The 22,307-nt window shown below is 48.6% G+C and carries 18 protein-coding genes and 1 pseudogene; 15 read left to right on the top strand and 4 right to left on the bottom strand.

Annotated elements, in window-relative coordinates; translation table 11 throughout:
- The first annotated feature begins 86 nt into the window (after positions 1–86).
- Positions 87–1,448 (top strand): oxygen-independent coproporphyrinogen III oxidase, encoded by a 1,362-nt coding sequence (gene hemN, locus CWI73_RS07440; RefSeq protein WP_126752193.1) that lies wholly within the window; start codon positions 87–89, stop codon positions 1,446–1,448.
- 149 nt (positions 1,449–1,597) lie between these two features.
- On the opposite strand, the gene nhaD is transcribed toward hemN, so the two are convergent.
- Both nhaD and tmpT read right to left on the bottom strand, forming a co-directional pair.
- Positions 1,598–3,031 (bottom strand): sodium:proton antiporter NhaD, encoded by a 1,434-nt coding sequence (nhaD, locus tag CWI73_RS07435; RefSeq protein ID WP_058576676.1) that lies wholly within the window; start codon positions 3,029–3,031, stop codon positions 1,598–1,600.
- 215 nt (positions 3,032–3,246) lie between these two features.
- On the bottom strand, positions 3,247–3,885 hold the full coding sequence (gene tmpT, locus CWI73_RS07430; RefSeq protein ID WP_126752192.1) for a thiopurine S-methyltransferase: 639 nt from the start codon (positions 3,883–3,885) through the stop codon (positions 3,247–3,249).
- 293 nt (positions 3,886–4,178) lie between these two features.
- Here tmpT and CWI73_RS07425 point away from each other — a divergent pair, with 293 nt between their 5' ends.
- The 8 genes and pseudogenes from CWI73_RS07425 to CWI73_RS07390 all read left to right on the top strand — a co-directional run bounded on the left by CWI73_RS07425 (position 4,179) and on the right by CWI73_RS07390 (position 11,689).
- Complete coding sequence (locus CWI73_RS07425; protein WP_126752191.1) at positions 4,179–5,975, top strand: ATP-binding protein; 1,797 nt, start codon at positions 4,179–4,181, stop codon at positions 5,973–5,975.
- Between the two features lie 105 nt (positions 5,976–6,080).
- Positions 6,081–6,686: a hypothetical protein gene (locus CWI73_RS07420; protein WP_126752190.1), complete on the top strand. Its 606-nt coding sequence runs from the start codon at positions 6,081–6,083 to the stop codon at positions 6,684–6,686.
- Between the two features lie 218 nt (positions 6,687–6,904).
- Positions 6,905–7,219, top strand: a complete 315-nt coding sequence (locus CWI73_RS07415; protein ID WP_241968870.1) for an MFS transporter — start codon at positions 6,905–6,907, stop codon at positions 7,217–7,219.
- Between the two features lie 254 nt (positions 7,220–7,473).
- On the top strand, positions 7,474–8,118 hold the full coding sequence (gene narL / locus CWI73_RS07410; RefSeq protein ID WP_053954291.1) for a two-component system response regulator NarL: 645 nt from the start codon (positions 7,474–7,476) through the stop codon (positions 8,116–8,118).
- A 108-nt stretch (positions 8,119–8,226) separates the two neighbouring features.
- Positions 8,227–9,528 carry a peptidase U32 family protein gene (locus CWI73_RS07405; protein ID WP_126752189.1) on the top strand — a complete coding sequence of 434 codons (1,302 nt, stop codon included), beginning with the start codon at positions 8,227–8,229 and terminating at the stop codon, positions 9,526–9,528.
- Positions 9,525–9,701: pseudogene (locus CWI73_RS07400) on the top strand (4Fe-4S dicluster domain-containing protein); the annotation flags it as partial. The gene CWI73_RS07405 and the pseudogene CWI73_RS07400, both read left to right, overlap by 4 nt.
- Before the next feature lie 106 nt (positions 9,702–9,807).
- Positions 9,808–10,497, top strand: a complete 690-nt coding sequence (locus tag CWI73_RS07395) for a helix-turn-helix domain-containing protein (RefSeq protein WP_241968867.1) — start codon at positions 9,808–9,810, stop codon at positions 10,495–10,497.
- A gap of 19 nt (positions 10,498–10,516) precedes the next feature.
- Positions 10,517–11,689: an acyl-CoA dehydrogenase gene (locus tag CWI73_RS07390; protein ID WP_126752188.1), complete on the top strand. Its 1,173-nt coding sequence runs from the start codon at positions 10,517–10,519 to the stop codon at positions 11,687–11,689.
- Between the two features lie 47 nt (positions 11,690–11,736).
- Here the strand turns inward: CWI73_RS07390 and CWI73_RS07385 are convergent, their stop codons facing one another.
- Positions 11,737–14,160 carry a bacteriohemerythrin gene (locus CWI73_RS07385; protein ID WP_126752187.1) on the bottom strand — a complete coding sequence of 808 codons (2,424 nt, stop codon included), beginning with the start codon at positions 14,158–14,160 and terminating at the stop codon, positions 11,737–11,739.
- Between the two features lie 137 nt (positions 14,161–14,297).
- Complete coding sequence (deoD, locus tag CWI73_RS07380) at positions 14,298–15,008, bottom strand: purine-nucleoside phosphorylase (protein WP_126752186.1); 711 nt, start codon at positions 15,006–15,008, stop codon at positions 14,298–14,300.
- Between the two features lie 98 nt (positions 15,009–15,106).
- Here deoD and CWI73_RS07375 point away from each other — a divergent pair, with 98 nt between their 5' ends.
- From CWI73_RS07375 to CWI73_RS07350, 6 genes are all read left to right on the top strand, one after another.
- Entirely contained in the window at positions 15,107–17,623 is a 2,517-nt protein-coding gene (locus tag CWI73_RS07375) for an efflux RND transporter permease subunit (protein WP_126752185.1), read from the top strand.
- Positions 17,620–18,420 (top strand): outer membrane lipoprotein-sorting protein, encoded by an 801-nt coding sequence (locus tag CWI73_RS07370; RefSeq protein ID WP_126752184.1) that lies wholly within the window; start codon positions 17,620–17,622, stop codon positions 18,418–18,420. The genes CWI73_RS07375 and CWI73_RS07370 overlap by 4 nt, the downstream gene beginning before the upstream one ends.
- A 2-nt stretch (positions 18,421–18,422) precedes the next feature.
- Positions 18,423–19,628: a hypothetical protein gene (locus CWI73_RS07365; RefSeq protein WP_126752183.1), complete on the top strand. Its 1,206-nt coding sequence runs from the start codon at positions 18,423–18,425 to the stop codon at positions 19,626–19,628.
- A gap of 25 nt (positions 19,629–19,653) precedes the next feature.
- Positions 19,654–19,872 carry a YgaP family membrane protein gene (locus CWI73_RS07360; RefSeq protein ID WP_126752182.1) on the top strand — a complete coding sequence of 73 codons (219 nt, stop codon included), beginning with the start codon at positions 19,654–19,656 and terminating at the stop codon, positions 19,870–19,872.
- A gap of 7 nt (positions 19,873–19,879) precedes the next feature.
- Positions 19,880–20,194, top strand: a complete 315-nt coding sequence (locus CWI73_RS07355) for an ArsR/SmtB family transcription factor (protein ID WP_126752181.1) — start codon at positions 19,880–19,882, stop codon at positions 20,192–20,194.
- A gap of 91 nt (positions 20,195–20,285) precedes the next feature.
- Positions 20,286–22,301, top strand: a complete 2,016-nt coding sequence (locus CWI73_RS07350) for a TonB-dependent copper receptor (RefSeq protein WP_126752180.1) — start codon at positions 20,286–20,288, stop codon at positions 22,299–22,301.
- Positions 22,302–22,307: the final 6 nt, after the last annotated feature.

Genomic DNA, 22,307 nt, shown 5'->3' with positions numbered 1-22,307 from the left:
AACTTTGATCTAAGTCACCTGCTTCGGAACTGTATAAGTGGCGCAGTGTTAAGATACACAGAGGTTAGTCTGAATTTGAGGTTCATATGTCAGTTATTAAGTGGGACAAAAAATTAATTGCTAAATACAATATTAATGGCCCCAGATACACATCGTATCCGACGGCATTAATGTTGTCTGAGCAGTTTTCTCAAGATCGCATTGCCAATGCACTGAAGACGGCCGGCGATGAACTGTGCTTATATCTGCACTTACCCTTTTGCCATAAACTCTGCTATTACTGCGGCTGCAACAAGGTTATTACCCGCCACCAGCATAAAGCGGACAAATATCTAGACTACCTCGCACAAGAAATGGCGATGTATCAGCCATTAGTTAAAAACAAGAAAATTCGTCAAATTCACTTAGGTGGGGGAACGCCTACCTTTTTGACCGAGGAACAACTGACACGGCTGATGGACTTGGTTCATCAGCACTTTACCTTTGCCGAAAACCCAGAGGTGAGCATTGAGATAGACCCGCGCAGCTGCAGCGATGAAAAACTACGTCACTTGCGCGAACTCGGCTTTAACCGTGTCAGTTATGGCGTACAGGACTTTGATAAAAAAGTACAAATTGCCATTAACCGCGTGCAGGATGTCGACCTTATTGCACATCAGTTAAAACTCAGCAAAGAGCTGGGCTTTGACTCAATTAACCTCGACTTAATCTATGGCCTGCCGTACCAGCGCCCGGAAACCTTTAAGAAGTCGATAGAGCAAGTCATTGAAATGGATCCCGATCGCATTTCCGTATTCAGCTACGCGCATTTACCACAGCGCTTCGCCGGTCAGAAGAAAATACCCGAAGAGTCCATTCCACAGCCGTCAGTTAAGTTGAGCTTGCTCGAACAAGCCATTACTCAGCTCAACGACGCCGGCTATCAGTTTATTGGCATGGACCACTTTGCTAAAAAAGACGACGGCTTAGCCATTGCCCAACGCGAAGGTCGCTTACAACGTAACTTCCAGGGTTACACCACAGACGGTCAGGACGCATTACTAGGCTTAGGCGTGTCCTCCATTAGCCAGGTTAACGGTGTGCTATGGCAGCATGAAAAAGAGCTGCCGGCTTACTACAAAATGATAGATAGCGGACAAAAGCCCATTGTTAAAGGCATGGCATTAACCGACGAAGACAAAGTGCGTGCAGCACTTATTTCACAAGTCATCTGCCACTTTGAGCTCGATATAGAAGCCTTTAAAGCACAGTGGAATATCGACGATTTCTGGGCACACTTTGCTGAAGCCATACCGTTGCTAAAACCGTTTATTGAAGACGGCTTAGTCGACGTGTCCGACAAAAAACTCCGCGTCACAGAATTAGGCCGCCTTTGGGTACGCAGCATTTGTGCTTGTTTCGACGAATATCTGGACCACGGCCAGAATAGGTACTCCAAAGTGGTTTAGCGGACAGCAGGGAAACGCTCTCTCCGGGCCGGGTATCTGTTACCAGAGAGACGCCGTTAACCCATCCGTGGGGGGCTTGCGTGGCGCCATCCTTGGCGCCACGCACTCTCTGATAACAGATACCCAACCCGTCGACGCTTTTTCCCCTCCTAAATATTGAAGGTTGCTTCGTTCAGCCACAAGTGCAGCAATATACTGGCTATGTAGCCTAGTGCAATAACGGGTGTCCATTTTAGGTGTGAGGCAAAAGTGTAGTAGCCGCGCGCCTGACCCATCAAGGCAACACCGGCGGCTGAGCCAATGGAGAGCAAACTACCACCGGTACCTGCAGTTAGAGTAATGAGCAACCACTGGCCGTGTGACATGTCGGGTTCCATCGAAAGCACAGCGAACATAACCGGAATGTTATCGATAACTGCTGACACTACACCTAAAATACTGTTTGCCAGGGTGGCGCTCATTCCGCCGTACAATGACTCCGACAACAGGCTCAAATAGCCCATGAAACCTAAGCCACCAACACACAGCACAATGCCGTAGAAGAACAGCAAGGTATCCCACTCGGCTCGGGAGACACGGCTAAACACGTCAAAAGGTACAACACCACCAAGTTGTTCCAAGCGCTTTTGGTCGCCTTCTCGCTCCGCCATAGCACGTTTACGCGCTAGTGAGCCTGGTAAGGTCATACGCAGGAAGTAGCCGAAGAACTGTAAGTAGCCCAGACCCATCATCATGCCCAATACCGGTGGCAAATGCAGCCAAATATGACAGATAACGGCGGTTGCTACGGTCAGTAAAAATAATGAGGTAATACGCAGTGCGCCGCGCTTCAATTCAACTTCTGTATGCAGTGTGCTGGGTTTCTTGTTTTCAATAAAGAAACTCATCACAAGCGCTGGTATTAAGTAGTTAGCTACTGATGGCAGGAACAGCCTCAAGAACTCGGTAAAAGTAACCTGTCCTGCTTGCCAAACCATAAGCGTGGTAATGTCACCAAACGGACTGAAAGCGCCACCCGCGTTGGCCGCAATGACAATACTGACACAACATAAGGCGACGAATTTTTTGTCATCTTGCGCCACTTTCATAACCACGGCACACATCAATAATGCGGTTGTCAGGTTGTCGGCAACGGGCGAAATAAAGAAGGCTAAAATGCCCGTTATCCAAAACAATTTTCGGTAGCTGAAGCCTTTTTTCAAAAGCCAGGCGCGCAAGGCGTCGAATAAGCGCCGCTCTTCCATCGCATTGATATAAGTCATCGCCACTAGCAAGAAGAGCATCAGCTCAGCGAATTCCAGCAGGTTATGGCGAAACGCCGACTCGGCTAAAGCAGCATGCTCGCCTGTATAAACAACGCCAATGAGAATCCAGATAAGACCGGCGGCAACCAGCACCGGCTTAGACTTTCTCATGTGGAGCTTTTCTTCGCCCATCACCAAAATATATGCGAGAGCGAAAATAATCAGGGCGGCGTAGCCAACGGTGGAAGAGGTTAAATCGATACGGTCAGCAGAGGGCTCTGCTGCCAGTACTGATACCGAAAATAACAGGGAAATGACGGTAAGCAGTAATTTTGTCATGGCGCTTATTGAGCGCAAGCTATGCCGGACTACATAACTTGCACCAACTCTCCTTGTCGGTTAATGGTTAAAAAGTGTTTGATCATGCCAGTCTGAACTTGAAATGCGAACGGAGAATACCACAAAACCACTTTTTTACAGCATTAAAAAAGTGGAAGTTAAATTTTCTCTTTGTAGGTAGATATGTCAAGTTACCTACCTTATGTCACTGGCTATTACGTGAGTTGGTAAACTTGCTCTGTCACCGGGTTATCTTCGGGCTGCTCGCCATTCACGATACCCTCGTCGTCCTCTAACTGCTCAATGCTAAAGCGCTGACCAAAACCGGATTCTACTTCGCCTTCACTGACAGAAAACGGTGGTCCTTCCCGATAACCGGCAGGATACTGCAACGTTATCAATAGCCCCTGAGCGCGTTCAGGCAACTGCTCGCTTAACTGCTTCACATAGCGGGTACGCATTTCCGGCGGTAACGCCACCATGGCAGCGCGGTCATACCAAGCGTCAACGTCAGTCATGTCGGCTCCGGTTAGCTCAAAAAAGTCTCCCACCCAAATGACCAGTTCATCCAGTGCGTACTCCTTAAACTTACCTTTTTGCGTCACTGTCGGCGTTAACTCGTTGTCACTGAAAAACTGCTGTACCGCAATATCGCTCAGCTCTATACCGAACACCCGGTAACCGTTGTCTAATAACCACAGCATATCGTTTGATTTACCGCACAGCGGCACAAATACCGTCGCACCCGGCTTGGCGACTTTCTTAAAATAGCGCCGCAGCATCTCGTGAGCTTCCGGGCGGTGAAAGCCAATTTGCTGATTTTCCCATCGTTCATGCCAAAAGCTGGCTTCCATGGTGACTCCTTAAATCAAAAACGATTACTACCAATAAAAAAGCACCCACGAAGGGTGCCTTTAAATACATTAAAAATCCAGTAGTACTGAGCCCTACTGTAACTGTAACAGCGGCGACCCGGTACTGACAAAATCAAAACCTTTAATGTCCGCTTCTTATTCTAAGGCTCAACGCTCAAAACCGGATACGGCTCACCCTCAGCTAAGATAAGCGAACCAAATTTACCAATTATTGTTTCAAGACCCACTGTTGCTATATCATTGAACTGTTAGTAACAGAACGCTGGTTATTTATGCTGAGCAATGCGTCAATTATCAATGTCTTTCGAATATCTCTTGCGATTATTGTGGTTGCCGCCAGCGCATCCTCTTTATCTGCTTTCTGTCTGCTAGAAAGTTCAGCGAAAGATACCAAGCTTATTAATACTACTACCGCCATACGCACTAACACCCATAAGTTCACCACCGAGTTTATAAGTAACCAAAAAGAACAAGCTCAGGCGACCGCAGAAAAGATTCAACGGCTTTGGGGGAGTCCCGCTCTGAGATCTCTTACATTAGAGGCCGATGCAGAGATTAAGAATTACGCAGCTCGTATAAATCGGGAATGGCAAAGCATTGTTGAGGAAGTTCAAAACAGAGGTTTTACTCAACTATCTAGTAGCGACCTACAACGAATTGACTCATACGTCGACGACCTAAACGAGCTTATAAAGGTTCTGCAGGCTCAGACAGAACAAAGAATACTCACTGTGCGCATTGCTTTAGTGCTGGCGTCGCTTGTTATTGCCCTGGTGGTCTTTTTTCTATTAACCGTACTGAAGCGCAAAATTGATGAGCCGCTCACGCACTTAATGTCTGTTTCTAAGCAGTTAGGTCGCGGTGACTTTACCGCCAAATCTAAGCTTAATAATAACGATGAAATTGGTCAGCTGGCACAAACGCTGAATGAAATGTCAGACACCGCCAGCTACTTTTACGGCGGTCTGGAACGCCGTGTCAAACAGCAGACCGAAGAACTTTCTCGTAAAAACAAAGTATTGTCGTTCTTGTATGACACCGCCCGCTCTATCATCGAATACGGTTACGATTACAGCAATTATCAGGAAGTTGTTGAAAGGCTTTACGAAGTGGGCGAAGTTGAAGACATTGAACTGTGTCTGCTGACCGAAGAAGGTAACCGCCCGTTCCTGCAATTGCAGCCACGCCCAAATTCTCATGAACCCTGTGAAGCCGGCGACTGCGCCACTTGTATAAAAGCCGGCCCGGGTGCGTCTGTTATTGAAGACAAAATGGTGTATCGCTTTGTGTTAAAACGCGAAGACCAAAACTACGGTGTGCTCATTGTACGCTGCGACCCAACAGAACCACTGGCCACCTGGCAACAACAGCTGATGAGCTCAACCGCCGACCAACTGGCCTTGTCGCAAAGTCTTAAGTCTGAAGAAGAGCAAGTGCGCCGTCTGGCACTGATGCACGAGCGTACCGTTATTGCGCGCGAGCTACACGACTCACTAGCGCAGGCGTTGTCATACTTAAAAATTCAGGTAACACGACTGCACAAAGCCGTCGATAAAGACGACCGTGACACCATTGATGACGTGAGCAACGAGCTGCGTGAAGGCCTGAACGCCGCCTACCGCCAGTTGCGCGAACTGCTGACCACCTTCCGCCTGAAAGTCGACGGCTCTGGCCTATACAACGCGCTGCAAACCACGGTGAAACAATTCTCCGAACAAAGCGACATGGCCATTAACTTGGATTATCGCCTGAACAATATTCCATTGGCGCCGCACGAAGAAATTCATCTGCTACAGATTATTCGGGAAGCCAGTCAAAATGCGATAAACCACAGCGAAGGCACCGAAGTCAGCATTACGTTGTCACAGCCAAGCGGACAAGACGTTGAGCTAAGCATTCGCGACAACGGCATTGGCCTGCCTGAAAACGCCGAGAAAATTAACCACTACGGCCTGGCGATTATGCAAGAGCGCAGCCGCAACCTGGGCGGTGACATTCGCCTGAACCGGCTAGAAGAAGGTGGCACCGAAGTGTTCTTTACCTTTACCCCGGATTATTTGTTGCAGTAAAGGGCTGCTTTAAAATCACCAACCAAGTGACGGAACCACTGTACTTTACAAAAGTCCAAATGAGTTCCAGCTTTCTCTCGCAAGGTAATTAAAAAGGAATTTATCGTGCTAAAAAGGAACCGTTACATTGTAATCGTTTTATTATGTATCCTGCTCCCGTTTCTAGAAAGCTACGAAGGAGGAACCCTTTGGGGCTTAAATTATGAATCTCCCAAGACTATGGATACACTTGGAGACATCGTCCGCTTAGTTAAATTATTGAGCGTCGTTGCTGGTCTTTATTTACTGGTTAAAAGTCGCTCCATAATTGCTGAGGCTTTCCATTCTAAAGTGTTAAGAGTCACTTTCTTTAGCATTTTTTATTTACTTTCATTGGTTCAAATTCCTATGCTCCTGTTAGGGAGTTTATTTTTTGGAATAATGACTCCAAAAGATTACATCCACTATGAACACACCATAGATCAAGAGTCATTTTACGTATACACCGCTGACCCCGGTGCATTTGCAAAAGCTTACCACCATGTTTACTTGAAATGCCCGTTACCTTTTAACCGATATGAATTAATTAAAATAGGAAGAGTCGGCTGGCTTGGTGACTTTGATATAAAACGGGGGGATAACAACTTGATTTTAAGCTCGAAAGGTACCGTTAATGGCTCCCCTGATCTTTACCGCTTATCCATGGACAATGTGAGTTGTGGGGAGAGTTAACATTTTGGCTCCAGGCATTAGATCGCTAGGCATTTAACCTCCCAAGGCTTTCGTTACCCCCAAATGCGTCCTAGACTGATGGTAAAAGTCATTAGTTTAAGACGCATTTATGGGACAAGTTTCAGGCACCCGTTTTGCGCTAACAGGCGCTACACGACTGTGCTGTCTTCTTTGTTTGGTGTTTTCGGTCTGGCGTTAGTGAGTCAGGCAACTGGCCCATTAGTCTCGGCTTAGGCGTATTTGCTTGTGGCATATGCACTGGCTTAATGATGCCGGCGTTAACTTCCGCCATGCAGGCTTTGGTCGACCGTTCCATTCATGGCCGTGTCAGCTCGGTTATGAATGCCGGCACAAGCATTGGTGTAGCGCTCTCTGTTCCGGCAGTCTTGTTTTTAGTGGGGGCATGGCGTTACGCCTATTTGTCATTCACGGCAGTCGCCATTATTGGTGTTCTGCTTGCCTGGTTTTTAATTCCTTCGGTCTCCAGGCAGCGTACGATAATCAGCTGCAAGATGAAGAAGGCGAACCTTTAGAAAATGCGAGTACTGAACAGTGATAGTGCCAGCTGTCTTACCATAGTAAAAGAAAGTCTTGTACTATTTGGGAGCTTTCAGATAAGTCTTCCAATGCTCTCGCTTATACTCAGGGGACATCTCGAAAAATAAGTTCAAAAGACTAATATACCCTGCTCCAAAGATGACCAAAATAGACAATTAGAATTGTTTGCAGTGAATTTTCACGCGACCTATGCCAAACTAGCAACAGTTTGTTATTTAGGGAGAAAATAATGACAACCGAAGCCGCGAGTATCATGCTGGTGGACGACCACCCACTGTTACGGAAGGGCCTTAAACAACTGATTGCGATGGAAGACGACATGAAAGTTGTCGCTGAGGCAAGCAGTGGCCTCGATGCATTGAAGCTCGCCGAAGAATATGACCCTGACTTGATTGTTCTCGATTTAAACATGCAAGGTATGGATGGTATTCAAACGCTCAAAAGGCTACGTGACAAAGGCGTTAGTTCTCGTATTATTATACTGACGGTTAGCGATGCGGACGATGATGTAGTAGCGGCTATAACAAATGGCGCCGACGGCTACCTGTTAAAAGATATGGAGCCAGAGCTCTTACTTGAACAAATACACCGAGCGGTAACGGGGAAGATGGTACTAAGCGAGGCCATTACTGAAATTTTAGCCACCGCTTTACGACAGCCAAAATCAGTAAACTCGCCGCTAAGCTCGTTGACTAATCGCGAATACGAAATTTTAAGCCTGATTGCTCAAGGCATGAGCAACAAGATGATAGCTCGGGAGTTGGATATTTCAGACGGTACAGTAAAGGTACACGTTAAGCACTTACTGAAAAAACTCGGGCTGCGCTCTCGTGTCGAAGCAGCAGTTTGGATGGTTAACCAACAAGACCAATAAGAAAAAGTAATACCCTGATTCCCCCAGCCATAGATTTTGATTCATATCAAATTGAGCGCCCGTGAAATTTGCTAACCTTTGCCGCCAATTTGGTCATACAGGTGTTTTATGTCTGCGTCAGCCGCTAATTTCCGTCCCGAACTGCTTTGCCCTGCGGGTAGCCCTGAAGCTATGCGTATGGCCTTTGCCTATGGTGCGGATGCCGTTTATGCCGGCGAGCCACGCTACAGCCTGCGTGTGCGAAACAACTCTTTCACGCTGGACAATTTAGGCGACTGCATTGAAGAAGCCCACGAACGGGGTAAGCGTTTCTATGTGGTCGTAAACATTGCTCCGCACAATACAAAATTAACGCGCTTTGTCGAACACATGCGCACTATTGTCGACATGCAGCCCGATGCGTTAATTGTATCGGACCCCGGTGTGGTGATGTTGCTGCAGGAGCACTTCCCCGAGCAGCCGCTGCACTTGTCCGTTCAGGCCAACACCATTAACTGGGCGGCGCTAAAGTTCTGGCAGAAACAAGGCATTGAGCGGGTCATTCTGTCACGCGAACTAGGTTTGAAAGAAATAGCCGAAATGCGCCAGCAGGTGCCCGACATTGAAGTCGAAGTGTTCGTACACGGCGCTCTTTGTATGGCGTATTCCGGCCGCTGCTTACTGTCGGGTTATATGAACAAACGCGACCCGAACCAAGGCGCCTGCACCAATGCCTGCCGCTGGGGTTATGAAGTGCACGAAGCCAAAGAAAATGCCGTTGGTCAGTACGACCCAGTGCTACTTGGCGATCCTAAAAAACCACAGGACTTAATGCTGCTCGATGAAGACCAGCACGGCTCTTACATCATGAATTCAAAAGACTTGCGCGCCGTTGAGTACGTTAACGATCTGGTGAAAATGGGCGTTCATTCGCTGAAAATTGAAGGCCGTACTAAGTCCGACTATTACATTGCCCGGACCGCTCAGGTGTATCGTCAGGCCATTGATGATGCGGTTGCCGGTAAGCCTTTTAACCCGGCGTTGCTCAACGACTTAGAAGGTATGGCAAACCGCGGTTTCACGGCGGGCTTTTTGCAGCGCCATACACCGCAGGACTTACAAAATTACGAACGCTCACACAGCGAAGGGCAACACTTATTAGTTGGCCAGCTTTGTCATGCGCACGGCGACGGGCGCTATCAGGTGGCGGTAAAAAATGGTTTTGCCATTGGCGATGAGCTTCTGCTGATGACACCGAACGGTAATCATCGCTTTCAACTGGCTGATATGACCTCGACACGAGACGAAGCCATGATTCGCGCGCCCGGCTCTGGCTACACAGTGGTGCTAAACACACCTGTCGCCATAGATGAAAAAGACATCCCCTACTGTTTCTTGGTCAAAGAAAACCTTGCGAGGAAGGCGGCATGATTAAGATAAACGACGGTTGCATTAACTGCGATATGTGCGAGCCCGAATGCCCAACAGAAGCGATAGCTATGGGCGACGACATTTACGAAATTAATCAGGATAAGTGTGTTGAGTGCGAGGGGTATTACGACACGCCTAACTGTTATGCGGTTTGCCCGGTAGAAGCAGTCGATATTTTATAAGAAAAGGGGTACGTCCCCCCTCTCTTTAGAGGTACATAAATCAATTGGAGGGTTTTGTATAGTGAGCCAGGTCAATAATACAGTCGATGAGATGACTATGCGTACTCCAATTCAATGTAATCAATGCAGCATGCAATCTATTTGTGTACCTGCGGGGCTTATTCCCAGCGATGTCGAAATTCTCGATAAAAGCAGCCGCGAGCCGCACTTATACAATAAGCGCAGCGTGGTGTTTAGCGAAGGCGAAGCACTGAACTCGGTTTTTGCGATAAAAAGCGGCTCAGTGAAGTGCTACACTATAGACAGCAATGGCAAGCAGCAAATTACCAGTTTCCACATGGTGGGCGACATTGTCGGGCTTGAGTCTCTTGCCAATGGCAACGCCAGCACTTATTGCGAAACACTGGAAACCTCTATGCTTTGCGAAATAAAGTTAAATAAACTATTCGCACAAGAGCTGCCTAAAGTGGAAGGCAACCTGATGCGCCTGATGAGCCGGCGCCTGGGTAATAACAGCAAGCATTACTTAAACATCGTGAACACCAGCGCCGAGCAAAAAGTGGTGTCGTTTTTACTTTCAATAAGCACGCACATGCAGCAACATGGTCTGTCTCGCAGTGAATTCCGACTGCCCATGACACGTACCGACATTGCCAACTATCTGGGTTTGGCAGTTGAAACAGTCAGCCGTATATTTACTGCATTGAAAGAGCAAGAGCTCATTCAAAGCAAACAGTCCATTTTAACAATTAATGATTTAAGCGCATTGGAGCGTCGCGTCGCTTAAGCGCTAAGCAGGAGGTTACATGTCATCCGCTGGGTTTAACTGGTCCGACCCGCTCAACTGGCAAAACGCACTTACTGATGAAGAAAAAATGATTCAGGAAAGTGCGCATCAGTACGCACAAGAAAAGTTGATGCCGCGTGTGCTGGAAGCCAACCGAAACGAAAATTTTGATCGCGACATAATGAGCGAGCTGGGTGAGATGGGTCTTTTGGGCTCGACGTTACCGGAAGAATACGGCGGCAGCGGTGTAAACCACGTTAGCTACGGCCTTATTGCCCGCGAAATTGAGCGCGTTGACAGCGGCTACCGCAGTGCCATGAGTGTGCAGTCTTCCCTAGTCATGCACCCTATTTATACCTTTGGTACTGAAGCACAGCGTAAAAAATATTTGCCGAAGCTGGCCAGCGGCGAATGGGTCGGCTGCTTTGGTCTGACCGAGCCTGACTCGGGCTCTGACCCTGCCAGTATGCGCACGGTCGCTAAGCGCACCGACAACGGTTATGTGCTGTCCGGCTCGAAAATGTGGATAACTAACTCGCCTATCGCAGACGTATTTGTGGTGTGGGCAAAACTGGACGGAGACATTCGCGGTTTTGTGCTGGAAAAAGGCATGAAAGGTCTGAGCGCTCCTAAAATTGAGGGAAAGTTCTCATTACGTGCGTCTATCACCGGCGAAATTGTTATGGATGGTGTTGAAGTCTCTGAAGACCATATTTTCCCGGAAGTGAAAGGCTTGAAAGGTCCGTTTAGCTGTCTCAACAAAGCGCGTTACGGCATTGCCTGGGGTTCGCTGGGTGCCGCGGAGTTCTGCTGGCACGCTGCACGTCAATACACGTTAGAACGCAGTCAATTTGGCCGCCCACTGGCAGCAAACCAGTTAATACAGAAAAAACTGGCGGACATGCAAACGGAAATTAGCTTAGGTCTATTGGGCTGTCTGCAAGCCGGCCGTGAGCTCGATAACGGCACCTTAAACCCAACTGCCATTTCACTGATTAAGCGCAACAGCTGTGGTAAAGCACTGGATATTGCTCGCCAGTCTCGCGACATGCACGGCGGTAACGGTATTGCCGACGAGTATCATGTTATTCGTCATGTCATGAACTTAGAGGCTGTAAATACCTACGAAGGTACCCACGATATTCACGCATTAATTCTCGGTCGGGCTCAAACCGACATTCCAGCATTTTAAAAACGCATCCCCAGTAATTAGCCTGGGGCTGTAAGTTCCTATAAAAGTTAGTGAATGCCTTTGCCGTTTAAGTGGCTTTTGTACGCCATATCGCTTTTCATAATATGGTTCATTAGCCACGCTTTCACAAAGTCCAACAGCTCATCAATCACGTCTTCATGGTTATCGACGCGGTGTTTAAAGCGCATTACATCCTGCACCAACTCTTTGTGCTTCACTTTGTGGTTTTCTAAGTCCGGGTAGCCGTTTCGCTCCATGAGCAGCTCTTCGTAATTAAAGTGCGTAGCCGTGTAGTTAATTAACGAGTCTACCAAGCGTTGCAGCGCATGCTGGTCGCCGTCACGAAGTTTCAATCGGTAAAGCTCGTTAGCAATATAAATTAAGCGTTGATGCTGACGGTTAATCTCTTCAATACCTACATCGAGCTTTGACGACCATTCGATGAGGACATCTTGCTCTTGTAGGCGTTTTTCAATAACTGCATTTTCAATGTAGTACCGGTCACCCAGCGACTTAATTTCGCCGCCCAGGGTGGTTAGCTGAGCGGAGCTTTCCAACGCCTCCTGAGAACGCTCATCAATAACTTTCGCGCTTTCTGACAGCGAGTTGACGTTTTCCTGAATGTTCATGGTCACTGCTGACTGCTCTTCTGCCGCAGAGGCAATTTGCGTATTCAGGTCGTTAATCACACCCACGTTTTCAACAATGTCGGTCAGAGACATTGACGCCTTATTCGCGTGCTCAACGTTCTCACCGGCCAACGCTTTGTTCCGCTCCATGGTATGAACGGCATTTTCCGTATTTGTTTCCAAACGCCCAATAACGCTCTGGATTTCACCGGTCGACGCCTGTACACGTTGCGCCAGCTGACGAACTTCATCGGCAACCACCGCAAAGCCTCGCCCCGACTCGCCGGCACGCGCCGCTTCGATAGCCGCGTTCAGTGCTAACAAGTTAGTCTGGTCGGCAATATCGTTAATAGTCAGAAGAATTTTCGAAATGGCCTGACTGTCTTCCGATAAGGTTTTTATGACCTGCTGAGACTCAGACACTTCCTGCTCAAGTCGCTGAATAGCCTCAACCATAGTATTGACCACCTGCTGACCGTTTTGCGCAGAGGTCATGGTATTGTCGGCCTCGGTGGCCGCTCGTTGTGTCGACTCGGACACTTCGCTAATGGCGGCAGTCATTTGCTCTACCGCTGCCGCCGCGCTTTGCATTTGCGCCGCCTGTTCTTTCGCTCGCTCCGCTAGGGCTTTTATCGCCTGGTAGTTGCCGTCACCCAGGTGATCCATACCGTCGCTGGACTTACGAATGGCATCAACCGAGTAGCTGGTTTCTATGGCAACGGAATTCAGATAGTCGGTAATTTTAGACAGCTCATCTTTACCCTCGGCAACGCCCAGGCTATTCAAGTCACCGTTGGCCAATTGTTTGGCCATGTTGATGTTAGCCGCTATGGCCCGATAAATGCCTAAATACAAACTCGTGAATAGCAGCAGTTGCAGCAACAACACCAGCGCCAGCAGCACAATGTTTTTCCAGATAACGCCATCCAGTTTATCCAGGCGTTCGGCCAAGCGCTGTTGATACACCGGAATAATGGCATCATAGAAACCAAGTAGCGTACCAATAGCCGCAGAGCCTTCACGGAAGAAGTCATCGGCAGACATAGTCCGACTCGCTAAATGCTGCGCCGCAGAACTACTAAACATAGACAGTTGCTGTTCTGCAGCTTTAGCGTGGCTCATTAAGGTTTCATCGTTACTATTGTCGGTAAGCGCTTCAACCGCCTGAACGAATTGTTCAACTTCACTTTCAAGGACGTAGCTTAAGGTCATGACCTGCTGCTGCGAGGCAGTACTAGAAGTGTTCAACCACTGGGCGCCCAGGCCACGCAACTGCCCGCTTAGCTCAACCAGCTGCGGTAATGACTCTGTGCTTAAACGCGCAAGTTGCAGGCTGACCAAGTCATCTTCCAATAACAGTTTGGCGTCGGTGCTGAGTTGTTTTAAGGCTTGGTGCAGCTGAGCAATAAACTGTGAGTGCTGCTCGAATTTTCCAGTAGAACCTTTTAACGGCTGCCAGCTGCGTTTAAACGCACTAACTCGGTTTTCAGATAAGCTTTCATAGCGGCTGGCTAAGTCCGCTAACGCATTTAAATGTTTATCAACTTGCTGTGCTGAACGCTGTATTTCTGTCGAAAAAGCACGGCGCTGCTCTGCCGTTCCAGTCATACCCCGGTGCTTGGCGACATGTTCGAACAAGCCTTTAAACTCAGGCCAGTACATAGCCACCTGCTGCTTTTGTTCCTGCGCATCGCTTTTATCAAGGGAGTCACTTACGGTCAGCGCGCTTAGCACGATAACCGGCAAAAATAGCAAAAATCCAATCAGGCTGAACTTTCGGCGAAAACTCAGCACATTAAACAACTTTTGAATCGGTCGCGTCAGCCTATCCAACCACTTCATAACCACTCCACTTCAAGCGAATACATTTAGCGACAAACTCGCTATTGTGCCTATACATCGGCATTAGTCACATGAAATATAGGGTTATTACTTAATAGGTAGCTCTTTATTGATCTTGGTCAATAAATTCATTCAGCTTAGTAAATGACTGTGCTTTCTAAGACCATTTCGGTCATATCCTTAAACGTTGTTTGGCGCTCCAAAGCCGACAGTCCTCGCCCGGTTTGCAACTCATCAGATACCGTCATAACAGCCAACGCCTGGCGTTTGTGCACTGCCGCGGCGGCATAAAGCGCGGCAGCTTCCATATCCAGAGCCAATGCACCCATAGCCTCGGCTTTCTGGTTCAGCTTTTTATCAGGATGATAGAAACTATCAGTAGAAAACACATTACCGACGGCAATACGCTGATGACTCAAGTCGCAATGATTGACGAAACGGCTCAGCAAGTTGTAGTCAGCAATAGGTGCAAAATCGTAGTCACCAAACATGTGTCGGTTCATTGCAGAGTCCGTGCAGGCTCCCTGAGCTACAACAATATCTCCGAGCGTCAAATGAGGAGCGACGGAGCCGCAACTGCCTACGCGAATCAGCTGTTGCACACCGTAATGCTGAAACAACTCCTGCGCGTACAACATACAAGAGGGCATGCCCATACCGGAGCCCATCACCGAAACCGGAACACCGCGATAACTACCGGTAAACGCAAGCATATTGCGGGTATCACTAACAAGCACCGCATCACTGAAGTGTGTTTCGGCAATATGCTTGGCGCGTAACGGGTCGCCGGGAAAGAGACATAATTCAGCAAAAGCACCTGGCTGTGCGGCAATATGAGGTGTGGTCATAGCAATTACTCTGATAGTTTTTTAACCAAAATAGATGACAAAATGAAAAAGATCGATTATATTTCGTATTTATCTAAATTAGTGAATACGGAATTAATATGATCGATGTCATTATGAAATTGGCGACAGGGTACCGCAGAAGCGTGTTTTGGTTATTGACGCTGATCACGCTTGGCGTTGCTGCTTTTATCCCCTCAATTACCATTGATACCGATCCTGAGAACATGCTACCGGACAACAATCCGCAGCGGGTTTTCCATAATGAGGTTAAAGAAACCTTCGCTATGCATGACATGATTGTCGTTGGCGTAGTGAATGAGAACAGTGTTTATAATCAACAGACATTAACCGACCTGCATACCGTGTCGAATTACGCCGAGTCTTTGGACGGGGTGGTTAGTGACGACCTGATGTCGCTGGCTAACGTTGACAATATTACTCAGGAAGGACCCGGCACCATTCGCTTTGAGTGGATGATGAAGCAGCCGCCGGAAAATGACGCGAAAGCTCGCTACATTCAGCAGCAGGTTGAAGACTTGCCACTGCTTTATAACACCATTGTCTCTGGCGATAACAAAGCCGCCGCTATTTATGTGCCTATTGAAAGTAAAGACGAGAGCTATGCGCTGGCGGAGCAACTGCGTGACAAAATCAGTACCTTAGAGAGCGGCGACGACTGGCACATTACCGGCTTACCGGTAGCTGAAGACCAGTTCGGCTATGAAATGTTTGTGCAAATGGGCATTTCCGCACCATTAGCTGCCGCTGTTATTTTCGCGTTGCTTTGGGTCTTTTTCCGCAATGTCCGCTTCATTAGCGCCGCTATGATAGTCGCCATGTCGACCGTACTCATTACCATGGGTGCGCTTATTGCGTTGGGCTTCACTGTACACATTATGTCGTCGATGATCGCCATTTTCCTGATGCCTATTGCCGTGGTCGACTCGGTGCATATTATGTCAGAGTTCTCTGACCGATACCGTGAAAAAGGCAATGCAAAAGACACGATAAAAGACGTGCTGGGGCACTTATTTACCCCCATGCTGTTTACGTCAGTCACATCAGCCATTGGTTTTTACTCATTAATGCTAACTCCGATTCCACCGGTACAAGTGTTCGGTGCTTTCGTTGGCTCCGGTATTCTTCTGGCGTTCTTTATTACCGTGATTTTCGTGCCTGCCTATGTGTGCGCACTGAAACCATCAACCCTGGAAAGCTTTGCTCAAGTTACTCACGAGGAGCACAAAGATGGTTGGTTACAAAGACTCGGCGCTGTTGCAGCTCGTCATGCGAAGCTGTGGATAGCCTTTTTCCTGGCCGTATTAGCCTTTGCCTGGTTCGGTATTCAGCAAATTAACATTAACGACAACCCGGTGCGTTGGTTTAAACCTGACCACGAGGTGCGTATTGCTGATGAAGTATTAAACGACCACTTTGCCGGGACGTACAATGCGTATATGGTATTTGAAAATACCTTTGATGCGACCGAAAAAGCTCGTTCAGCGGTTCGGGAGGCGCTGAATAACGATGCGCTGTCAGCAAAGTCGCGCGATGCTCTAAATACCTTGCTGGAGCAAGACGATGTTAACTTTAACCAGTGGATTATCGCTATTGATGACTTGCTCTTCAGCGTCGGCTCTGACCAATTAGAGCCATTAGAGCGCTTAATGACTGAGCTGGAACAACTGAATACCGCCAGCAAGGCGTTCCAAAGCCCCGAGTTACTGGCTTACATGAGCGAGATGCAAGCTTACCTGCAAACGACAGGCTTGGTGGGCAAGTCAAACAGTTTGTCCGACGTGGTTAAGACGGTGAACCGCGAGTTACGCTCGGGCGAAGAGAAAGACTACGAGCTGCCGGACAATGCCAACGGTGTTGCGCAAACCCTGTTGCAATACCAGTCATCGCACCGTCCGCAGGACCTCTGGCATTTTGTTACGCCAGACTACAAACGCAGCTTAATGTGGCTGCAGCTGACCAGTGGTGACAACCAGCACGTAACTAAAGTCGTCAACGCTGTCGATAGCTACATTCAGGACAACCCACTGCCCGCCAACATTGAAATAGACTGGGCCGGTAAAGCTTACCTGAACGTGGTATGGCAGGAAGCCATGGTTGAAGGCATGCTCGATAGCTTAATCAGCGCCTTTGTGGTGGTGTTTATTATGATGGTACTGCTGTTCCGCTCGGTGGTCTTCGGTGTGTTGGCTATGCTACCACTAAGTCTGACCATTGCCTTTATTTATGGCCTTATTGGCTGGGTCGGTAAAGACTACGACATGCCCATTGCGGTGTTGTCGTCGCTGACGCTTGGACTGTCGGTGGACTTTGCTATTCACTTTATTGAACGCACCCGCGCTACCTTCAAGCAAACCGGTAACTGGCAAGACACGCTGGCGGTTATGTTTGACGAGCCCGCACGGGCTATTTCCCGCAATGCCATTGTCATTGCTATTGGCTTCACGCCACTGCTGTTCGCACCGTTAGTGCCCTACATTACCGTAGGCGTATTCTTAGCCAGCATTATGGCGATATCCGCCATAGTGACACTCATTATGCTCCCGGCGGTAATGACTGCCTTTAGCCGCCTAATATTCCCTGGAGGTCAATCATGAAAGCTTCATTTTTAACTGCTGTATCGGCTGCGTTGCTGATCATTAGCGGCCAGGCCATTGGTGCTGAGAAAAGCGCGCGTGACATTGTCGAACAAGCCGAGTTAAACGCCTATTACTCGGGCGATGACGGTCGCAGTGCGGCGCGCATGATCATTACCGATAATCAGGGCCGCCAACAAATGCGCCAATTCACCATTTTGCGTAAAGACCAGCAGGACGGCGGCGTACAAGACATGATGATATTTTTCTCACGCCCTGCTGACGTGCGCGACACGGTGTTCCGTGTGGTCAAACAGGTCAACGACGACGATGACCGCTGGTTGTATTTGCCTGATCTCGACTTAGTGAAGCGTATATCCGCTGGTGACAAGCGCACCTCTTTTGTCGGGTCACACTTTTTCTATGAAGACGTTTCCGGCCGCAATACAGATTTAGATAATTATGAGCTGGTGTCTGAAAGCGAAGACAGTTACGTATTAAAAGGTACACCGAAAGACCCTGGCAACGTCGAGTTCAGCTACTACGAAGTGATCATTGATAAGGAGCACATGCTGCCGATAGAAAGCACTTTCTATAACGAGAGCGGCGAGGCCTACCGAAAAATGGAAGTCCTGAAAGTGGAAACGGTCCAGGGCTACCCAACCGTAACTCATTCACGCATGTCTGACTTAACCAATGGCGGACAAACAGAAATGCAGTTTCGCTTTATGAAGTACAACATCGGTTTGCCTGACAGCATTTTCAGCGAGCGTAGCTTACGTAACCCGCCGGCAGAATGGCTGCAACTGAGAGATTAGTTATGATCTATCGTGCTTTTTTCCTCTTTACCGTTCTTTTCACTTTGGCTCAGGCCGCGTCAGCGCAAGACTCCTGGGACGACGAGCAATGGGACAGTGACTGGGGAACGGAACAAGACCAGAGTATTAATGTCTATGGTTTCGTTGAGGCGGCAATAGGCGGACGATTTGAATCCTCCCCCTATCACAAGCGTTTGTCTATTGCCGAACCTCGACTTCAGCTCGGTTTTGACGAACGCTGGCAGGACATTACCTGGACCGCAAAAGCCGACGGCTGGTACGACGGTTTCGATGAAACCTGGCATGGCCAAATTCGCGAACTGAATGCCCAGTTCACAGTTTTCGATAACACTGACATAAAAGTGGGCCGTCAGGTACTCACCTGGGGCACCGGCGACTACCTATTTCTGAACGACCTGTTCCCGAAAGACTGGCAGTCCTTCTTTGTCGGGCGTGACCAGGAGTACTTAAAAGCGCCTTCTGACGCACTTCGGGTGACCAGCTATTTCGACTGGATTAATATCGACCTTGTGTGGACACCGGAGTTTGATCACGATAACTACATTCGTGGTGAACGTATCTCCTATTTTAATCCGCTCTCCGGGCAATTAACCGGTGACGATCCATCCATTCAGTTTGTCGAGCCTACGCGCGACGAGTTCGCAGTGCGCCTGTTCCGTAATTACGATGGTGTGGAGTACGCTGCCTATGGTTACGACGGCTTCACCAAAAGCCCCGAAGCCGTTACTGAAAACTTTCAGCCTACCTTCGGCCGTTTAACGGTGGTTGGGGCGTCAGTGCGAATGACCTTTGGCCCGGGTCTGGTTAACACCGAGGTGGCCAATTACAACCGTCACGACGCAGCAGACCACTGGCGCGCACTGGTTGGCTATGAGCAAGAGCTGTGGACACGATTTACCGGCGGCTTTCAAGCCTACATTGAGAAAGGCGATACCCAAACACGTACCGTACTCACCACCCGCTTAACCTGGCGCGATGAGCGTGATGACCTTAACCTGTCGCTGTTTGCGTTTGTGTCACCGAATCAAAACGACGGCTACTTGCGCCCGACCTTTGACTACCGCATTGACGACCATTGGTCGTTCAGCGGTGGCTTTAACCTGTTCTTCCGCGAGACTCCGAATACCTTTTTCGGTCAGTTTACGGAGAATAACAATGCGTATCTGCGTATGAGATACGCCTTTTAATGCGAGAAACTGAAGGAGTTTTACGATGAGCGTAGAAAGAGCTTTAACCGCATTTGCCGGCTTTATGGTATTGTTATCCGTAGCTTTAACCTACTGGGTTCACCCAAATTGGATGTGGCTAACTGTGTTTGTCGGTGCTAACTTATTCCAACAATCATTTACCGGCTTCTGCCCGGCAAGTATGGTTATGAAGAAAATATTCGGACTCAAAACTGAGCGCGAGTTAGAAAAAGCAGGAAAATAAAGACCCCATGAGTGCAACTGAATCACAAGAGATGCTTCAGCATGAAGCGCAGAACGCAGCAAGCTTTCTGCGCTCGCTGGGCAACCCTCATCGATTACAAATCCTATGTCGGCTGGCATTAGGAGAACAAAGTGTGGGTGAGTTGCACCAGCATTTTGATTTAAGTGCGTCCGCTTTTTCACAGCACTTAGCAGTGCTTCGGGAGCAAGAGCTGGTCACTATTCGAAAAGAATCTCAAACCGTCTACTACTCAATAAAAGACCCGGACACCGAAGCTTTCATGAAGTTACTGAAGAACAAGTTCTGCCCGTCTCTTAAGTGATATCTCTTTGGGGATGCTACCTTTTGTCGCATCCCTCTTTACCTTCAATTTCATGATAATAGCGACATTATCTTTCTAGAGATTGTGTCGTATGAAGTCATTTACTCCGTTAGTTTTAGCATTAGCAATACCGTCCGCCGTTTTGGCTAAGCAAACCACTGTCGATGAACGCATTGTCATTATTGGCGAGTCTATGCAGGCCCCCAGTGAATGGGTGGTTGACGCCAAAAAGCCGCGCCAGCCACTACCAGCTCATGACGCGGGTGACTTTTTGAAAAGCCTGGCGGGGTTCAGCTCAACCCGTAAAGGCGGCGCGTCGTCAGACCCTTTGTTCAGAGGCATGGGCGCTGGTCGCCTGGCTATTGTGACCGATGATCAAATGCTGCTAGGAGGCTGTAGTAATCGCATGGATCCTCCTACGGCTTATATTACCCCACAGAGTTACGACAGTGTGACTGTGGTTAAAGGCCCACAGACCGTTCTGTTTGCCGGGTCCGCCGCATCTATCCACTTCGAAAGAGACATCACCCGGTTTGATGACCACGAGTTCTCGGGTTTTCTGAACGCTACCACTGCCAGTTTCGGGCGTGTTAACGGTTCGGCTGATATGACCTGGGGCTCTGCGGCGGGGTTTGTGCGCTTAAACGCAACCGCCGCCACTGCCGATGATTACCAGGATGGCTCTGACCGTGAAATTAACAGCCAGTATGAACGTTGGAGTGGTGACGTTGACCTTGCCTGGACTCCTTCAGATAACCAGCGCCTTATGCTTAAGTTTGGCGCCAGCGACGGCGAGGCAGCTTACGCAGACCGCAGCATGGACGGCGTGTTATTTAAGCGAGAGAGCATGTCTCTTGGTTACAACTGGCAACCCAAGGGCAGCCATTTAGAAGAAGTGTCAGTAAATACTTACTTTAACTCTATAGACCACGTTATGGATAACTACTCATTACGTGACTTCACTCCGTCCATGATGATGCCTAACCCCACCGCCCGTAATCCCGACCGTCATTCACGTGGCACAAAGATAGCGTCTGAATGGTCACTAACGGCTAGTAGTGGGCTAAAGGTCGGTGTTGAATATCACGAATCGGAGCATCGCGACCGCATTAGCCGCAATCAGCTGAACATGCCTTATCAAAACCTACCTCGCATCGACGATGCCGCATTCAGCCAGGACGCCTTTTATGCAGAGTACGACTACGCCATTGACGCTGTTTGGAAGGTGGTGACAGGTTTCAGGCTTGATCATTGGTCGATAACTGACAAGCGCGACATGTTAATGGTCATGGGCTCTCCGGCACAGCCCAACCCAACCGCCAATGAAACTCGCAGCGACAACTTACACAGCGCCTTTGTGCGTGTTGAAAGAAAGTTCGACAACGGCTACTGGTATGCCGGCTGGGGGCAAGCCGAGCGTTTCCCAGACTACTGGGAAGTCATAGGCAACAATCGCCGCTCACCAAGCTCTCTGTCGGCGTTTAATACGGACGCTGAAACCAACCAACAGTGGGATATCGGACTGAACTGGAAGAGCAATAAATTCACCCTGGAAAGCTCGCTATTTTTCAGCGAAGTGGATGATTTTATCCTGCTGGAAAAAGGCATGATGATGCAACCTGAAATGGTGCGCAATATCGACGCCCGCAGCTGGGGTGGCGAGTTGACTTCGCGTTACCAAATAACCGATCCCTGGTCGGTCTCCGCCGCCATTGCCATTGTTCGTGGTACCAATACAACGGACGACAGCTACCTGCCCCAACAGCCGGCTGATGAGCTGCGGCTGGCCAGTGACTATCGTCTTGGCGAGTTCACCTACTCTGTGTTGTGGCGTTTAGTTAAAGAGCAAGACCGTATTGCACCAAACCAAGGGAATGTTATTGGTTACGACTTAGAGAAAAGCGCGGGTTTTGGTGTTCTTTCTGCAAATATTGACTGGGAAGTTGATCCACAGTGGCAGGTTAGCCTGGGCGTCGATAATATACTCAATAAGACCTATGCTGAACATTTGAGTCGTTCAGCATCCAGCATTTCAGGGTATGAGCAAATTGATAAGGTGAATGAGCCGGGTCGCACATTCTGGTTACAGACCAATTATAACTTCTGAGACACT

Origin of the sequence: Idiomarina piscisalsi, from assembly GCF_003987095.1 — a bacterium.
Taxonomy (GTDB): Bacteria; Pseudomonadota; Gammaproteobacteria; order Enterobacterales; family Alteromonadaceae; genus Idiomarina; species Idiomarina piscisalsi.
The sequence above is the reverse complement of the archived record's forward strand: the minus strand, read 5'-3'. Positions and strand labels throughout refer to the sequence as shown.

Excerpts from the sequence above, each read along its gene's own strand:
- hemN (WP_126752193.1), top strand. The coding sequence starts at position 87 with ATGTCAGTTATTAAGTGGGACAAAAAATTAATTGCTAAATACAATATT.
- nhaD (WP_058576676.1), bottom strand. The coding sequence starts at position 3,031 with ATGACAAAATTACTGCTTACCGTCATTTCCCTGTTATTTTCGGTATCA.
- tmpT (WP_126752192.1), bottom strand. The coding sequence starts at position 3,885 with ATGGAAGCCAGCTTTTGGCATGAACGATGGGAAAATCAGCAAATTGGC.
- CWI73_RS07425 (WP_126752191.1), top strand. The coding sequence starts at position 4,179 with ATGCTGAGCAATGCGTCAATTATCAATGTCTTTCGAATATCTCTTGCG.
- narL (WP_053954291.1), top strand. The coding sequence starts at position 7,474 with ATGACAACCGAAGCCGCGAGTATCATGCTGGTGGACGACCACCCACTG.
- CWI73_RS07405 (WP_126752189.1), top strand. The coding sequence starts at position 8,227 with ATGTCTGCGTCAGCCGCTAATTTCCGTCCCGAACTGCTTTGCCCTGCG.
- CWI73_RS07395 (WP_241968867.1), top strand. The coding sequence starts at position 9,808 with ATGCGTACTCCAATTCAATGTAATCAATGCAGCATGCAATCTATTTGT.
- CWI73_RS07390 (WP_126752188.1), top strand. The coding sequence starts at position 10,517 with ATGTCATCCGCTGGGTTTAACTGGTCCGACCCGCTCAACTGGCAAAAC.
- CWI73_RS07385 (WP_126752187.1), bottom strand. The coding sequence starts at position 14,160 with ATGAAGTGGTTGGATAGGCTGACGCGACCGATTCAAAAGTTGTTTAAT.
- deoD (WP_126752186.1), bottom strand. The coding sequence starts at position 15,008 with ATGACCACACCTCATATTGCCGCACAGCCAGGTGCTTTTGCTGAATTA.
- CWI73_RS07375 (WP_126752185.1), top strand. The coding sequence starts at position 15,107 with ATGATCGATGTCATTATGAAATTGGCGACAGGGTACCGCAGAAGCGTG.
- CWI73_RS07370 (WP_126752184.1), top strand. The coding sequence starts at position 17,620 with ATGAAAGCTTCATTTTTAACTGCTGTATCGGCTGCGTTGCTGATCATT.
- CWI73_RS07365 (WP_126752183.1), top strand. The coding sequence starts at position 18,423 with ATGATCTATCGTGCTTTTTTCCTCTTTACCGTTCTTTTCACTTTGGCT.
- CWI73_RS07360 (WP_126752182.1), top strand. The coding sequence starts at position 19,654 with ATGAGCGTAGAAAGAGCTTTAACCGCATTTGCCGGCTTTATGGTATTG.
- CWI73_RS07355 (WP_126752181.1), top strand. The coding sequence starts at position 19,880 with ATGAGTGCAACTGAATCACAAGAGATGCTTCAGCATGAAGCGCAGAAC.
- CWI73_RS07350 (WP_126752180.1), top strand. The coding sequence starts at position 20,286 with ATGAAGTCATTTACTCCGTTAGTTTTAGCATTAGCAATACCGTCCGCC.